This is a genomic window from Paenibacillus sp. FSL R7-0297 (assembly GCF_038009025.1).
Lineage (GTDB): Bacteria > Bacillota > Bacilli > Paenibacillales > Paenibacillaceae > Paenibacillus_AQ.
Genome location: NZ_JBBPAQ010000001.1, coordinates 919,249 through 933,800 on the forward strand (window position 1 = coordinate 919,249; position 14,552 = coordinate 933,800).

General features: G+C 52.7%; 14 protein-coding genes and 1 riboswitch. All 14 genes read right to left on the bottom strand.

What is annotated here, in order from left to right:
- Window positions 1-11: 11 nt before the first annotated feature.
- The 14 genes from MKZ24_RS03810 to hisJ all read right to left on the bottom strand — a co-directional run bounded on the left by MKZ24_RS03810 (window position 12) and on the right by hisJ (window position 14,551).
- On the bottom strand, window positions 12-548 hold the full coding sequence (locus MKZ24_RS03810) for a GNAT family N-acetyltransferase (protein ID WP_340781360.1): 537 nt from the start codon (window positions 546-548) through the stop codon (window positions 12-14).
- A 72-nt stretch (window positions 549-620) separates the two neighbouring features.
- On the bottom strand, window positions 621-890 hold the full coding sequence (locus MKZ24_RS03815; RefSeq protein WP_036651317.1) for an HPr family phosphocarrier protein: 270 nt from the start codon (window positions 888-890) through the stop codon (window positions 621-623).
- A 97-nt stretch (window positions 891-987) separates the two neighbouring features.
- The gene (gene whiA / locus MKZ24_RS03820; RefSeq protein ID WP_039302402.1) at window positions 988-1,917 is read right to left on the bottom strand and encodes a DNA-binding protein WhiA; all 930 of its coding nucleotides are present in this window, start codon (window positions 1,915-1,917) and stop codon (window positions 988-990) included.
- A gap of 19 nt (window positions 1,918-1,936) precedes the next feature.
- On the bottom strand, window positions 1,937-2,878 hold the full coding sequence (locus MKZ24_RS03825; protein WP_042140618.1) for a gluconeogenesis factor YvcK family protein: 942 nt from the start codon (window positions 2,876-2,878) through the stop codon (window positions 1,937-1,939).
- Window positions 2,879-2,935: 57 nt separating this feature from the next.
- Window positions 2,936-3,835, bottom strand: a complete 900-nt coding sequence (gene rapZ, locus MKZ24_RS03830) for an RNase adapter RapZ (RefSeq protein WP_039302396.1) — start codon at window positions 3,833-3,835, stop codon at window positions 2,936-2,938.
- Between the two features lie 46 nt (window positions 3,836-3,881).
- Window positions 3,882-4,832 carry an ROK family glucokinase gene (locus tag MKZ24_RS03835; RefSeq protein ID WP_039302392.1) on the bottom strand — a complete coding sequence of 317 codons (951 nt, stop codon included), beginning with the start codon at window positions 4,830-4,832 and terminating at the stop codon, window positions 3,882-3,884.
- A 239-nt stretch (window positions 4,833-5,071) separates the two neighbouring features.
- Window positions 5,072-6,331 carry a DUF438 domain-containing protein gene (locus MKZ24_RS03840; protein WP_042132749.1) on the bottom strand — a complete coding sequence of 420 codons (1,260 nt, stop codon included), beginning with the start codon at window positions 6,329-6,331 and terminating at the stop codon, window positions 5,072-5,074.
- Window positions 6,332-6,345: 14 nt separating this feature from the next.
- Complete coding sequence (locus tag MKZ24_RS03845; protein WP_042132748.1) at window positions 6,346-6,573, bottom strand: DUF1858 domain-containing protein; 228 nt, start codon at window positions 6,571-6,573, stop codon at window positions 6,346-6,348.
- 167 nt (window positions 6,574-6,740) lie between these two features.
- Window positions 6,741-7,538 (bottom strand): class I SAM-dependent methyltransferase, encoded by a 798-nt coding sequence (locus tag MKZ24_RS03850; protein WP_052421606.1) that lies wholly within the window; start codon window positions 7,536-7,538, stop codon window positions 6,741-6,743.
- 165 nt (window positions 7,539-7,703) lie between these two features.
- A complete protein-coding gene (gene thiC / locus MKZ24_RS03855) occupies window positions 7,704-9,398 on the bottom strand; it encodes a phosphomethylpyrimidine synthase ThiC (protein ID WP_156122894.1) in 1,695 nt (564 codons plus the stop codon).
- Window positions 9,399-9,566: 168 nt separating this feature from the next.
- Window positions 9,567-9,673, bottom strand: a riboswitch (TPP riboswitch).
- A 72-nt stretch (window positions 9,674-9,745) separates the two neighbouring features.
- A complete protein-coding gene (gene trxB / locus MKZ24_RS03860; RefSeq protein WP_039302384.1) occupies window positions 9,746-10,699 on the bottom strand; it encodes a thioredoxin-disulfide reductase in 954 nt (317 codons plus the stop codon).
- A 63-nt stretch (window positions 10,700-10,762) separates the two neighbouring features.
- A complete protein-coding gene (locus MKZ24_RS03865; RefSeq protein WP_042231575.1) occupies window positions 10,763-12,508 on the bottom strand; it encodes a tetratricopeptide repeat protein in 1,746 nt (581 codons plus the stop codon).
- A 245-nt stretch (window positions 12,509-12,753) separates the two neighbouring features.
- Window positions 12,754-13,701: a ribose-phosphate diphosphokinase gene (locus MKZ24_RS03870; protein ID WP_039302378.1), complete on the bottom strand. Its 948-nt coding sequence runs from the start codon at window positions 13,699-13,701 to the stop codon at window positions 12,754-12,756.
- A gap of 22 nt (window positions 13,702-13,723) precedes the next feature.
- Window positions 13,724-14,551 (bottom strand): histidinol-phosphatase HisJ, encoded by an 828-nt coding sequence (hisJ, locus tag MKZ24_RS03875; protein ID WP_340781369.1) that lies wholly within the window; start codon window positions 14,549-14,551, stop codon window positions 13,724-13,726.
- Window position 14,552: the final 1 nt, after the last annotated feature.

Genomic DNA, 14,552 nt, shown 5'->3' on the forward strand with positions numbered 1-14,552 from the left:
TATTTAATAATTTATTCCGTCTCTATCCAGAAACGCCGGATGACATTTCCGTCCTCCTCAATATATTCGCTATCCTCTACTCCGCCATTCTTGCGGATCGTCCGTTCCGATGCTGTATTGACGGCGTCGCAGACCACGAGTGCCTTCTCTATACCCAGTTCAGCAGCTTTCACGAGGGCCTGCTTCAGAAGTTCACTGGCATACCCCTGTCTGCGCTCCGAAGGGACCACGCCATAGCCGATATGCCCGCCTGTACGGAGTAACGCTTCCGTCAGCCGGTGTCTGATGTTCACGGCAGCCACCACCCGCTGATCCGTTGTCACCAGCCAGAAGGTTGAACTGCTCACCCATCCGTCTTTGATATTCACACCGCCGGCATGCTCACGCAGAGACTGAAGCATCCCGGCAAAGTCAGCAGGATCGATCTCGACTACCCAGGGAACGAATGATTCTCCGCTGGCCTTCCACTCTTCATAAAATGCCAGATAGGGCTCTCTGAGAGCTTCTGTAGGCTCCACTAATGTTACCTCACTGCCTTGGATCTGCATCTGTGTATCTCCCCTTATACATAAATAATATGAAAAAAAGCCCCTAAGGGCTTTCGGTAAGACGTGTACCATTTATTGATTCTCGAGTTCTTCCTTACTTACAAGACTTGTCAAAGCGGTTACAGCTTGTTCCGCATCTGCGCCATCTGCGCTGATATAAATCTCCGTACCGGAACTGATCGCAAGGCTCATAATGCCCATGATACTTTTGGCGTTAACTTTTTTATCGTCTTTTTCCACGAAAATCTCCGACGAAAACTTATTAGCTTCTTGCACAAACAATGCTGCCGGCCGAGCATGGAGCCCCGTCTTCAACCGAACAACTACCGGGTGCTTTGTCATGAAACGCTTACCCCCTATTTGAGATCTGCCCAAAAATTTCACATTAATTTTATAATATTATATCATTATAACCTCTACCGCACTAGAAAAAAAATAATCAACTGCCCCGCACCTTGTCAGCCAGCTCATCAATTTTGCGCAAACGGTGGTTTACGCCTGATTTACTGACGGTGCCGCCCAGCATATCGCCAACTTCCTTCAGGTTGATATCCGGGTGTGCAAGTCTGATTTCCGCAACCTCACGCAGCTTATCCGGCAAGCTTTCCAGTCCCACCTCACGCTGCAGCAGCTTGATATTCTCAATCTGGCGTACCGCGGCGCTGATCGTTTTGTTAAGATTGGCCGTTTCGCAGTTGACGATCCGGTTAACGGAGTTACGCATATCGCGCATGATCCGTACGTCCTCGAATTTGAACAGTGCCTGATGGGCTCCGATCAAACTTAAGAATTCAATAATCTTCTCGCCTTCCTTGATGTATAGGATGAAGCCTTTCTTGCGTTCTATGCAGCGGGCATTCAGGTGAAATTCACCAGCCAGCTCCACGAGCGCCTTGCAGTGCTCCTCATACATCGAAGCGATTTCCAGGTGATACGAGGAACCCTCCGGATTATTCACCGAGCCGCCAGCCATGAAGGCCCCGCGCAGGTAAGCACGCTTGCAGCAGTTCTTGCCGACGATTTCATCATCGATCCCATCGGTGAAGATGAAGCCTTCCGAGACAATCCGCAGATCCTTCAGGATCTCCTGAACCCGGTTTGGGATTCTTACGATATAGACGTTATTCTTCTTCAAACGCATTTTTTTACGCACGAGCAGCTCGATATGGACCTGGTAATATTTCTTAAGTAAAGAATATACCCGCCTTGCAATCGCGGCGTTCTCCGTCGAAATGTCGAGAACAACCTTTTTGCTCGAAAGCTGCACCGAACCATTCATCCGGATCAGCGCTGACATTTCCGCTTTCTCACAGCAGGGCTGGCTCTCGACCATCGTCAGCTCTTTTTTGGTAAGGGCCGCAAAAGACAAGGGGCTCACCTCTTTCATGTTAACTCTTTCTGTCAATCCAATCCTGAACCAGCTGGAAAATATGGTGGCTAAGCTTATCTGTATCATGCCGCAAATAGGTTTTAAATAATACCAGTTTGTCGGCAATCACCTTATATCCGTTGCCGTCAACGACATCGCGGTCAAGCTGCACCGGACGCGCGCCTTTCTCGGCATATTTGATCTGTACCTGCTCCGGGATCTCTCCGTCGTTCACAATTACATAATCGAACAGATGCAGTCCGATATGGTCGTATACCGCCTGAAGATGATCACTGACCGTATAATTATCCGTTTCACCGGGCTGGGTCATTACATTGCATACAAATATTTTGATCGCATCCGAGGCCACGACAGCTTCAGCCAGCTTCGGCACCAGCAGATTCGGCAGAATGCTTGTATACAGACTGCCCGGACCGAGCAGAATGGCATCCGCATTCCGGATCGCCTCCAGCGCCTCCGGCAGAGGCTCCACATCGGCAGGCTCCAGGAACACACGTTTGATTATACCGCCGGCCTCCGGTATTTTGGATTCGCCGGTAATCAGGGTACCATCCGACATCTCGGCGTGCAGGACCACCGCTTCGCCTGCAGCGGGCAGCACCCGGCCGCGGACGGCGAAAAGGCGGCTAAGCTCTCTGACTGCCGTAACGAAATCACCGGAGATGTCTGTCAGCGCTGCCAGAATCAGATTGCCCAGGCTGTGTCCGGCGAGGCCCTCTCCGGTACTGAAACGGTAGCGCATGATCTGAGCCATCAGAGGCTCTACATCGGCCATAGCCGTCAGTACGTTACGGATATCCCCCGGAGGCGGCATTTGCAGCTCACTGCGCAGAATCCCGGAGCTCCCCCCGTCATCTGCCACGGTTACGATAGCCGTAATATCCAGCGGCTTCTCCTTCAATCCCCGAAGCATAACAGACAGCCCGGTACCGCCGCCCATGACGACGATCTTCGGACGCTGCCCTTGTTCTTCAGTCACTACTCATCCCTTCTCTCGTCAATGCCGATCACGTTCGGAATCCCGATGGCTGATTGCTACCGATTCCGTCTCGCTTACCCCCAGCATTTTGCCCAGATACTCTGCAATGGCTACGGAACGGTGTTTGCCGCCTGTACAGCCGATGCCGATAATAATCTGGGATTTGCCTTCCTTGCGGTATTGCGGAATAAGAAATTGAAGCATGTCAAGCAGCTTGGTCAGGAACGTCTGCGTTTCAGGCCATTTCATCACATAGTCATACACATCGTTGTCTTGGCCTGTCTTGGGCCGCAGCTGATCCACATAATGCGGATTAGGCAGGAAGCGGACATCGAACACCAGGTCAGCATCAATCGGAATACCATACTTGAACCCAAACGAAGTAATGTTAACGGAGAGGGTGCTTTTCCCGAGATGGGAGAACCGTGACACAATTTTTTCTTTGAGCTGTGCCGGCTTCATGCTGCTGGTATCCAGACACAGGGTAGCTGAATTCTTGAGCTCCTCCAGCATTTGGCGCTCCATCCGGATACCGTCAAGCGGCATGCCCTTGGGAGCAAGCGGGTGGTGACGCCGGCTCTCTTTGTAGCGTTGCACAAGCACTGAATCTGTTGCATCCAGGAAAAGAATCTCAAAGCCTATGGTCGACTCGTCCTTGATATAGGCCAGAGACTCCGACAGAGCGGTGAAGAATTCCCGTCCCCTGAGGTCGATCACGAGCGCCACTTTGGCGATTTTGCCTTTGGACTGCTCAATCAATTCGGCGAACTTCGGGATCAGCACTGGCGGAAGATTATCGACGCAGAAGAAGCCGAGATCCTCCAGGCTCTGCACTGCAATCGTCTTGCCTGCTCCCGACATGCCGGTAATGATGATCAGGGTGGCACGACCGGGCGATATTTGCTCGAATTCGGTCATTAGAGCGTCCCCTCCCTAAGGTTAGTATATGAATAATTCCTGCTCCTTAAGAACGCAGCAAAAGACCTGCCGCACCAATAATACCGGCATCATTGCCAAGCTCCGCAGGCACGATGGTAACACCAGTCTGCAGAGGTGCAGGTGTTAGCTTGGCGAATACACGGCGGACTTCATCAAACAGGATATCGCCGGCTTTGGATACGCCGCCGCCTACGATAAACACTTCCGGATTCAGTACCGCAGCCACCGCAGCCATCGATTTGCCCAGGTAGAATGCTGCACGGTTCACAATACGCAGAGCGACTTCATCGCCTGCCTTGGCAGCGTCAAAGACTTCCTTGGCCGCAATCTTCTCCACCGTGGACAGAGTGGTGCGGTCCCCGCGGGCCACTGCATCATTCGCCATGCGGATAATGCCAGTCGCAGAGGAAACGGTTTCCAAACAACCCATGTTCCCGCAGCCGCACTGGATAGCTTCCAGATCGGGAACTACTGTGATATGGCCAAGCTCTCCGGCCAGACCGGCAAAGCCCTGATACACCTTGCCATTGATAATAATTCCGCCGCCTACCCCTGTACCCAGCGTATAGCAGACGCAATTCTCAATGCCGCGTCCTGCACCGCTCCAAGCCTCGCCCAGCGCAGCCACATTGGCGTCATTGTCTATTTTGACAGGCTTGTTCAAACGACCTTCCAGAATGGAACGGATCGGCACATCTCTAAATCCTATGTTAGGCGCAAGGATGATGATTCCTTCACGAATATTCGTAAACCCGGCAAGCCCGGCTCCCACACCGGCAAGCTGTTCCCAGGAATACGGAGAGTCCTCCACAATCAGGCGCACATACTTCTCGATATTATCGATAACGGCATCGACGCCGTCTGCGGTCCCCGTTGGACCTTCGTAAGTGTGCAGCAGGCTTCCCTCGGCATTGCAGATTCCAACCTTAATCGTGGTTCCACCTAAATCCACGCCAACGTAGATATTTTCAGACATGTTACAAGCCACCTTTTTCTATGCTAAAATAGTTAATCCTACGTACCCACTATAATAGAAGCCTCCCCTGCGGTCAAGGAAAGGCGATACACCCGGGGCAATGTTCTTCAGGAAGCGGTATGGGATGTTTTGACATGCTCCGTCTGCGGACAACCCGCCTAACAAAAAGACCTTCTCACCCGGCAGGCAAGAAAGTCTGAAAGTAATCTTCTATTGCCCTGGTCCCTGTAAATCTGCCATTATTCCGACAAAATACGCTTTTGCCCCTCTAAGGCACGGATCGGAGCAATATTCTGTGTGAACTCCAGCGTCCCCATATAGCGGCCGGTCTCATCACGTACTGCGAAGTAGCGGATATAGATGAATTTATCTTTGATGGCAATCCAGAAATCCTCAGCATCCTTAACGCCTGCCTTGAAATCTGCCAGCAGCTTCTCCACCACATGCACGCTTTGCGGAGGATGACAGTTCTGCACCGTACGGCCGATAACCGCCTTGGTCCGGGCGAAGATCCGTTCCTTGCCATGCGAGAAGTAGCGGACCACATCGTTCTCATCGATAAAGGTCAAATCCACCGGCAGATGATTCATCATCGTCTCGAGCTGATGAAGCGACAGCAGCCCGGTCTCAAAACGGATGAAGCCCTGCGGTGATGCAGCTTCTCCTTCTTGCTGGCTCTGGGCACCCTCCGGTTCAGCGGCACGCTCCGGAATCCATTCCTGCTCCGGCGCGGTCAGGCAGAAGCCGATTTCGTCACTTTCGCGGGCGATTTTGACCCATTCATCTTCAGTCAGCTTATCGAGTGCCATCGGCAGCAGAATATTCTCTTCTTTGAAGATCATCTCGTTGACTTCTTTAATGATCTCCTCCAGTGAAACTGCAATCTGCTCAGACTCCCCGCTATACGCGCTGAGTGCTTTCTTGGCTTCCTTAATCATATTGCGGATCCCGTCATCCACGCCCCACATTACCTTGGTTGGACCATAAATGCCGTACTTCTCTAAGTAAGGAAACAGCAGATTCTCCTTGCGGCTGTAATGCTTGTCGAGGTCGAGCAGTAGGCTCAGATCCTCCAGCAGCTTGAAGATGATCTCTTCGCTGGCGTTCTTCTTGAACTTGTCTGTGTGCAGCTCCAGCCGGAAGTTAACCAGCCGTTCAATCTCACGGTTCTCCAGCTTGAAGGTATGCACAGGATGCCCCGGCTGCTCTTCGGCCTTCGAGGAACGGTGAATTTGCTCAATTGAGCCTTTGAAGATGGCCGTATGAACGGAGCAAAGGCGCTGTACTTCCTCTACCGGAATGCCCTCCTCCGTCATCAGGGAATGCTCCATGGCAGATATCTCAGCTACAGTCACATCGCCTACCGCTTCGGCAAAACGCGCCTTAACTTCCTCTACACTTTTACCCGCATGCAGCTCCTTGATGATCTCCTTCAGCATAGCCTGGCGGCGTGTCTGCTCCGGTACATCCACTTCACGGTTATTAATCAGTTCGCTCATTATATTCTCTCCTTCTATTCAATAATCTCGAAGCCGTGCTGCTCAAAGGCCAGCCGAACGGTTTCCAGCTCTATTCTCTTTAATTTCATGCCCTTGGATAATGTCATGAACCTGCCTGCCGTCTGCAGCATTCCAGGCTTCGTTATATCATGGAAACCCAGATCGGCCATAATATCTACGGCTTCCGGGTGCCTGGTTACCAGCTCCAATATAGACTCATCTAGCTTCAACACTTTGCTCAAGATCTGCACACCTCACAATTGAGAATTCTTCTCAGCAACAGCTTAGCATAGGGCAGGGGGGTAAATTGTGATTGCAGTCACTAAGTATAAAATTACCCCACAACATATTAGCTTTTAAGGAAAAAGCTGCCCGTACGCCTGTTACAGCATAGGGACAGCTATGTATGTTAAGAATTCACAGAATTCAAGGCTTCGGCTATGAAAAGCGTACATATAAAATTCCTTTGCAGGGTGCCGCCATTCCGGCCGATCAGCTTATGTAACCTGGCGCTTAATTCAATCTGCTCCGCTTCCTTCAGCCCGATGAACCCGTTGCAGGTCCGCAGGAAGTTAATGAAGCTATCCGCGTCATCCCTGCTGTCCCAAGGATACCGGTAGACCTCCGGGGCTCTGAAATTTCCGCTGCCGGACAGCTCTGCTACAGTTCGCTCCACTCTCTGTTCAATTACATCCCGCTTATTAAACCAGAATACCTCATACTCCGCACAGACCTCGGCAATCTCTTGCTCCATCTCACTGTCTCCCTGCAGATAAAAATTCCAAAAGAGCGCGAGCCGCCCTCCCGGCTTCAGCAGCCGCCCACATTTCTTGTAACCTTCCGGCTGCGGCACCCAATGAAAGGCTTGAGCGGAGAAGATCAGGTCGAAATCCGTCTCCGGCCCAGACCAGTGCTCAAACCTGGAGGTTACAAATCGCACGTTTTTATCCCTATGCTTCTGTCTTCCCAATTCCGCCAGTTGTGGGCCCGGTTCAATACATAGCAGCTCATACCCGCGGTCCAGGAATAATTCGGAGGCTTTACCGCTCCCGGCACCGATCTCAAGAATTCTGGACTCCTTAGTCAGAGAGGCTTCTTGTACAATCTGCTCAATCAGGGCGAATGGATAACTGGGTCTATACCTATCATAGTATTCAGCCGCTTCATTGAAACGTTCGCTTTCCTTGAGCCAGTCTTTGTTCCTCATTCGATTCACTCCCTATACTTGGATAATGCTATTTACGCCAACGGTTGTGCATGGTTTCACATAATAGGGAGAAGAATCTTGTGCTATTCGCGCATAAGAAAAGCTGCCCTCACGCCTTTTACAGCATGGGACAGCAGGGAAATAGCTATACGAGACTTGCCTTTTTTACAGCGACCTGCTCAATCTGTAGGAATTACGGATATCATGCGAAATCCGCATGCTGCAGAATTTAGGACCGCACATAGAGCAGAAATGAGCTTGCTTCGCCCCCTCCGCAGGAAGCGTCTCATCATGATACTCCAGCGCCCTTTCCGGGTCCAGAGAGAGATGGAACTGGTCTCGCCAGCGAAACTCGAACCGCGCCTTGGACAGCGCATTATCCCTGTCCTGTGCACCCGGATGCCCCTTGGCGAGGTCTGCGGCATGTGCAGCAATCTTGTAGGTAATGACTCCCTCGCGCACGTCATTCTTGTTAGGCAGACCTAAATGCTCCTTGGGTGTAACGTAACACAGCATAGCCGTCCCGAACCAGCCGATCATCGCCGCCCCGATGGCTGAAGTGATATGATCATAACCGGGTGCAATATCGGTAGTCAACGGGCCAAGAGTATAAAATGGGGCTTCCCGGCAAATCTCGAGCTGCTTGTCCATATTTTCCTTAATCTTGTGCATCGGCACATGCCCCGGACCCTCAACCATTACCTGAACGTCATGCTTCCATGCCAAGGCTGTCAGCTCTCCCAGCGTCTCCAGCTCAGCGAATTGTGCTTCGTCATTGGCATCTGCAATAGAACCCGGACGCAATCCGTCCCCCAGAGAGAAGGCCACATCATACGTCTTCATAATCTCACATATAGCTTCAAAGTGTGTGTATAGAAAGTTCTCCTGCTGATGGGCAAGGCACCAAGCGGCCATAATCGAGCCGCCCCGTGATACGATTCCTGTCATTCTTCCGGCTGTTAACGGAATATAGCTCTTCAAGACTCCGGCATGAATGGTGAAGTAATCCACACCCTGCTCCGCCTGCTCAATCAGCGTGTCGCGATAGAGCTCCCAGGTTAAATCCTCGGCTATGCCGTTCACCTTTTCGAGCGCCTGGTATAAGGGCACCGTGCCGACAGGCACAGGAGAATTGCGTATAATCCATTCACGGGTGGTATGAATCTTAGAGCCGGTGGAGAGGTCCATGATAGTGTCTGCCCCCCAGCGGGTCGCCCACCGCATCTTCTCCACTTCCTCCTCAATAGAAGAAGACACCGCAGAATTTCCGATGTTCGCATTGATCTTCACCAGGAAGTTACGGCCAATAATCATCGGCTCGCTCTCGGGGTGATTGATGTTGGCCGGAATAATGGCCCGTCCGGCGGCTACCTCATCCCTTACGAATTCCGGCCGGGTATTCTCGCGGATCGCGATATACTCCATCTCCGGTGTAATGATCCCTTGACGCGCATAATACAGCTGGGTAACATTGCGGCCCGCACGTGCCCGCAGGGGGCTCCGCTGCAGCCCTGGATAAGCTTCTTCGGGTGGCCCACCCCTGCGGATTCCATTATCCTCCGGCTGCACAGCTCTTCCGGTGTATTCCTCCGAATCGCCACGCTCCGCAATCCAGCCTAAACGGTGCGGCGGCAGCCCCCTCCGAATGTCAGCTTCTTGCGCAGCATCGGTGTAAATTCCGCTGGTGTCATAGACACGAAGCGGTTCGTTCTCCTCTTCCCCGGCAACGCCCTCCGTTCTGCTGAGGCTGATCTCCCGCATCGGAACCTGAATATCCAGGCGCGAGCCCTCTACATACACTTTGCGGCTTGCAGGAAATCGGGAAAGGTCCACCTCTTCGTTCTTCATCATTTCTGGCATTCTAATCTCCTCCTCTTCGCTCTATGAGCCAATCAGATAAGATTTCACGCAGCAGACTGAGCCGAAGAATCATGTATAGCACAAGGCATACGAATTCTTGCAAGTCAAAAAGCCGCTCCACCTGGAGCGGCTTTATCAAAGGAACAGCCCAATAAGACTGTATTCAAAAAAGGTCCGACTCCACTTTCCTACGCTGGTATGATCCAGATCAGGTTCAAGGGTCCGGAAATTCACTTTTCCCGTCTCAGCCTATTCAGGCTCCCCTAGTGGGTATCTTATCTAATTAAATACATTCTACTGGTATAGGTTTTTTTTGTAAACCCGTCAATAACAAGAACCTTCTCCGGTTATTTATCGAGCGATTCGCTCCAGTCATGCACCATCGTGCCTTCCAGGAACTTCTCGGCATCCATGGCGGCCATACAGCCGGTTCCGGCTGCCGATATAGCTTGACGGTAACGCGTATCCTGCACGTCGCCGCAAGCGAATACACCGGGAATATTCGTCTCTGTGGTGCCCGGATTAACCACTATATAGCCATTGGCATCGGTGTTAATCTGCCCGCCTAAGAAAGCGGTATTCGGTGTATGTCCGATAGCGACAAATACACCATCCGCTTCCACCAGCTCCGTAAGTCCCGTCTCATTGTTAAGGACGGTGATGCCCTTAACCCCGGTATCACCAACGGTTACCTCCAGCGGCGTGCGGTTCAGTGCCCATGACACCTTGCTGTTGTCGCGCGCGCGGTCCTGCATGATCTTCGAAGCACGCAGCTCCGGACGGCGGTGAACCAGCGTTACGCTGGAAGCAAAGCGGGTCAGGAAGCTGGCTTCCTCCATCGCAGAGTCGCCGCCGCCGACCACGACAATTTTTTTGTTACGGAAAAAGAATCCATCACAGGTCGCACAGGTGCTGACCCCGCGTCCTACATTCTCCTGCTCACCCGGGATACCCAGGTATCTGGCGGAGGCGCCGGTCGAAATAATGACCGACTCCGCTTCCAGCACACCCATTCCGTCTACAGTCACCTTGAACGGACGCTGCGAGAAGTCCACCGACTCTACCCAGCCATTCTTGAATTCAGCGCCGAAGCGTTCGGCCTGCTTACGCATGTTGTCCATCAGATCAGGACCCAGAATTCCTTCAGGGAAGCCTGGAAAGTTCTCCACTTCTGTCGTCGTTGTCAGCTGTCCTCCCGGCTGCAAGCCTTCAATTACGAGCGGGCTCAGGTTCGCACGCGCCAGATAAATCGCGGCAGTCAGCCCGGCCGGGCCTGTTCCGATTACAATCGTTTTGTACATTACATTGGCCTCCTTACAAGTAGGTGTGAGAAACATATAGATTCTTATATTTGAAAAAAGGATTCAAATATTATTGGTGGACGGCGACAAGCCGTCCGTTCCCGGCAGCATGCCCTGGGTGTCGCATTCATTATCGATCCGCCGTGCATAGCGGCTTACCATGGAGACCGAGACGCCGTAACGCTGTGCCGCCTCGCGGAAGGTGACCGGACGCCCGTGCAGCCTGGCAGTCAGGTACTCCAGTGCCGCACACCAGCCGCCGTCATTGCGGAATAACGGTACATCCGGATACAGGCTGCCGATGAACTGCTTCCAGATAAACTCTGCATCCTTCTTCTGCGCAGCATCATACCTCCGGTCCATCATGGCCACCGTATGATCGATAATCCGCTGCCAGTCTTCCTTCCATTCAGCAGGGCCCTTGGGGCTGGAAGCCGCTTGCACCTGCTCTTCTTCAGGAGCTGCTGCTTCCAGATTCTCTCCAATCAGCCGCTGCAGGCTGAACAGCGCCGCCTCCTGCAGCCGGTCCTCCTGGAGCGGCTGATGCTCCAGAACTCCGCGCAGTACCTCGGACATCTCCTCATCCTCAATCCAGCGCAACGCTTCGGTCACCTGCAGCTTCGTGGAGGAATCACCGTAGCGCAGCGCCCAGAAGAACGAGGCGCGCAGCAGCGGATTGTTCCGTACTTCTTCGGTGAACTTGCCTGTATTCCCCTTCCACTGCTTGAGCTGCTCCTGGAAAGGCAATTGGTAATTATAGCTGACCGCAGGCATGGGTCTGTCTTCTCCACGGGCTTGCTGGAGCTGGGACAGGAAGAATGCCGGCACGGCCGACTCAGGGTCCAGCTTCGCAGCCTGTCTCCAGCAGCGCAGCGCTTCAGTGTAGAGGCCGCTGTTGCTGGCCGCTGCTGCGCAGTAATGATAGAGGCCGGCGTCCCCGGCGACCTCTTCATCCTTCAGCAGACGCCGGAAGTGGCTGTACGCTGCGGTATGCCTGCCCAGGATACCCATCGTGGTGGCCATTTTGAATACATGCTCCTGATGAAAAGGCACAGTGGCCTCAAGCATGCCCAGCAGAGAATCCAGCTGCTCCTTGTCACCTGCATACTGCAGGAAAATCGCCATATTGCATAGCGCATGCAGATTGCCGGGGTCCTGCTTCAGCACCTCGTTCAGGCATTCCTTCGCTTTGGCAAACCGGCCCATATAGAAATAAGCGAGGGCCAGGTTATTGTGCGCAGCCAGAAAGTCCGGTGAGGCCGCAATGATCTCTTCCAGCAGCTCTACGGCCTGGGGAAACTTGCCCTCCTCCAGCAGACTGCGGGCCCGGTCATGCTCGACCACACCCTCACGGCTACGGATCCGCACAAGCGGAGCAGGACGGTTCAGCTCATATTGCAGCAGCTCCATCAGCTCTTCGGATTCAGCCATGAACTCGCCGCTGGCATCCTCCTCCAGATACGTGACCAGCGAACGCTCCGCCTCTTCAAAGCTTTCCATATTGGCGTAATTATTAGCCATATAGAAATGGCATTCGGTCATTGCGGGATCAATCTTCTCCAGTACATGGGTCAGAATCTCATTAGATGCTGTGTAATTACCCATCTCAGATAATATACCCGCCATGTTGCAATGATTCACCGGATTATCCGGCTCATATTCAACAGCTTTGCGAAAATTCTTTAATGCCTTATCATATTGAAAGCGGTCAAGCGACCGTACGGCTCTTTCAAAGAAAAAATTGGCATCCAGAGTGACCGGAATCACATTACCGCTGTCCGTATCATTCTCTGAAGTTTTCTCAATCATGGAAGCAAGGCACCTCCCTTTGTAAGCTTCCCTAGCCTAACGAAAAATAGGAGAGCGGTATCAAATATATACCCATACTCCCTGTCTTAAGTGTTCTTTTCGTTTCCATTTATGGACTTGGCTGTCTTCTTCACACAGTATACCACATGTGGAAGTGAGATTCTCAACCTGAGAGGAGAGTTAAGGGGAGGTAAAAGCTTGAAAAGTTGCTGCTGCAGCATAACTGTAAAAAAGAAACGCAGGGACTATATCCCCGCGTCTCTAAATAGCTTGTCTATGGAACCGCCTTCGATGATAATGCGTGTGGCCTCTGCCAGCATAGGTGCAACAGAGAGCACCGAGAATCTGCTGGAATGCTCATCCGGCAGCGCAATAGAATCCGTGACGACAATTTCGTCGATATTGGGATGATCCATCCGCTCCAGCGCGTCTCCGGAGAACAGCCCGTGCGTGGCACAGACGATGCTGTTCCGGGCCCCGCGCTCCTTCAGCCCTTCTACCACATTGACGATCGTGGTTCCCGTATCAATAAGATCCTCAATAATAATCGGCGTTCTTCCCTCCACATCTCCGATGACATGGGTAATTACCGATTCGTTATGGGCCGGACGTTTCTTGATCATGATGGCAAACGGAGAGTCCAGCCGGCTGGCCAGCTTCTCGGCCATGGAGGCGCGGCCCGCGTCGGGTGATACGACTACCAGGTCGGAGAGGCCTTTGATCTTCAAATAACCGCTGATCAGATCAAGCGCAGTCAGATGATCCACGGGAATGTTGAAGAATCCCTGGATAGCCGCTGCATGCAGGTCAATAGTTATCACGCGGGTAGCTCCTGCAGTGGTCAGCACATCGGCAACCATTTTGGCCGAGATTGGCTCACGCGGTGCAGATTTGCGCTCCTGCCGGGCATACCCGTAATAAGGAACGATAATATTTACTGTTCTTGCCGATGCGCGTTTGGCCGCGTCGATCATGACCAGCAGCTCTACAAACAGCTCGTTAATCGGATGAGCCAGGGATTGCACCAAAAATACGTCGCAGTTCCGGATGCTCTCTTCATAATGCACATAAATCTCGCCGCTCTTGAAACGTGTCAGCTTAATCAGGCCCAGCGGTGCGCCAAGGCGCTCCGCAATATCAGCGGCCAGCTTCGGATTCGACGAACCGGAAAAAATACGTAATTGATGATGCATAGTACCCTCCTGGGATTATAATTTATACTTCGAACGGAACGGATGTGCGGCGGCGTCCTTCGAACACAGCCAGTTCACGGAAGCCCGTGCGCCACAGCATTTCCCGCGCCTCCTGTAAGCCGTCTCCCAGCTTCAAAGGGTCATGGGCGTCAGAGCCCACGGTGAGCGGAATGCCGAGCGCAAGCGCCTGCTGAAGCACATGCTCCGCCGGGAACATCTCGGCACAAGGCTTAGTGAGCCCCGAAGCATTCAGCTCCATCGCGATTCCGCTGCCGGATATAACCTTAAGCGTCTCCAGCTCCAGTGCTCTGGCCTCGTCTCTTCCTTCCGGAGTCTGCGGCCCGTAACCGAACCTTTTGATGACATCCATATGTCCTATAATATCATATAATCCCGATAACGCCGACTTCTGTACTGCATCATAATATCGGCGGTAGACGCTCATCACGTCCTGGCCTTCCCAGCCATGGGTCTGCCGGTGGTCCGTAATATCCCATTCCCCGAGAAAATGCACCGACCCGATCAGATAGTCCCACGGATAAGGTGCTAAAAGCTCGCGGATCTGCTCTTCATATCCCTCGATATAATCCGCTTCAAGCCCCACCCGCAGCTCAATCGTTCCGCGGTAGCGCTCCTTCAGCGTAAGACATTCCTCTACATAACGCGGAAGCTCCGCAAGCGGCATAGCCATCTCGGGATAATAGTGCTCCGGATCTACATGGATAAGCGGCAGATGATCGGACAGTCCAAGCTGCTGCAGCCCGAGCGCTATGCCGCGCTGCACATACTCTTCAAGCTTCCCTACGGCATGGCCGCAGCGCTCATGGTGGGTATGGTAATCAATACGCATG

What these genes read in the sequence shown, in the direction of transcription:
- MKZ24_RS03810 (WP_340781360.1), bottom strand. Translation starts at nt 548, where the DNA reads ATGCAGATCCAAGGCAGTGAGGTAACATTAGTGGAGCCTACAGAAGCT.
- MKZ24_RS03815 (WP_036651317.1), bottom strand. Translation starts at nt 890, where the DNA reads ATGACAAAGCACCCGGTAGTTGTTCGGTTGAAGACGGGGCTCCATGCT.
- MKZ24_RS03825 (WP_042140618.1), bottom strand. Translation starts at nt 2,878, where the DNA reads ATGGGCGGCGGTACCGGGCTGTCTGTTATGCTTCGGGGATTGAAGGAG.
- rapZ (WP_039302396.1), bottom strand. Translation starts at nt 3,835, where the DNA reads ATGACCGAATTCGAGCAAATATCGCCCGGTCGTGCCACCCTGATCATC.
- MKZ24_RS03835 (WP_039302392.1), bottom strand. Translation starts at nt 4,832, where the DNA reads ATGTCTGAAAATATCTACGTTGGCGTGGATTTAGGTGGAACCACGATT.
- MKZ24_RS03840 (WP_042132749.1), bottom strand. Translation starts at nt 6,331, where the DNA reads ATGAGCGAACTGATTAATAACCGTGAAGTGGATGTACCGGAGCAGACA.
- MKZ24_RS03850 (WP_052421606.1), bottom strand. Translation starts at nt 7,538, where the DNA reads ATGAGGAACAAAGACTGGCTCAAGGAAAGCGAACGTTTCAATGAAGCG.
- thiC (WP_156122894.1), bottom strand. Translation starts at nt 9,398, where the DNA reads ATGCCAGAAATGATGAAGAACGAAGAGGTGGACCTTTCCCGATTTCCT.
- trxB (WP_039302384.1), bottom strand. Translation starts at nt 10,699, where the DNA reads ATGTACAAAACGATTGTAATCGGAACAGGCCCGGCCGGGCTGACTGCC.
- MKZ24_RS03865 (WP_042231575.1), bottom strand. Translation starts at nt 12,508, where the DNA reads ATGATTGAGAAAACTTCAGAGAATGATACGGACAGCGGTAATGTGATT.
- MKZ24_RS03870 (WP_039302378.1), bottom strand. Translation starts at nt 13,701, where the DNA reads ATGCATCATCAATTACGTATTTTTTCCGGTTCGTCGAATCCGAAGCTG.
- hisJ (WP_340781369.1), bottom strand. Translation starts at nt 14,551, where the DNA reads ATGCGTATTGATTACCATACCCACCATGAGCGCTGCGGCCATGCCGTA.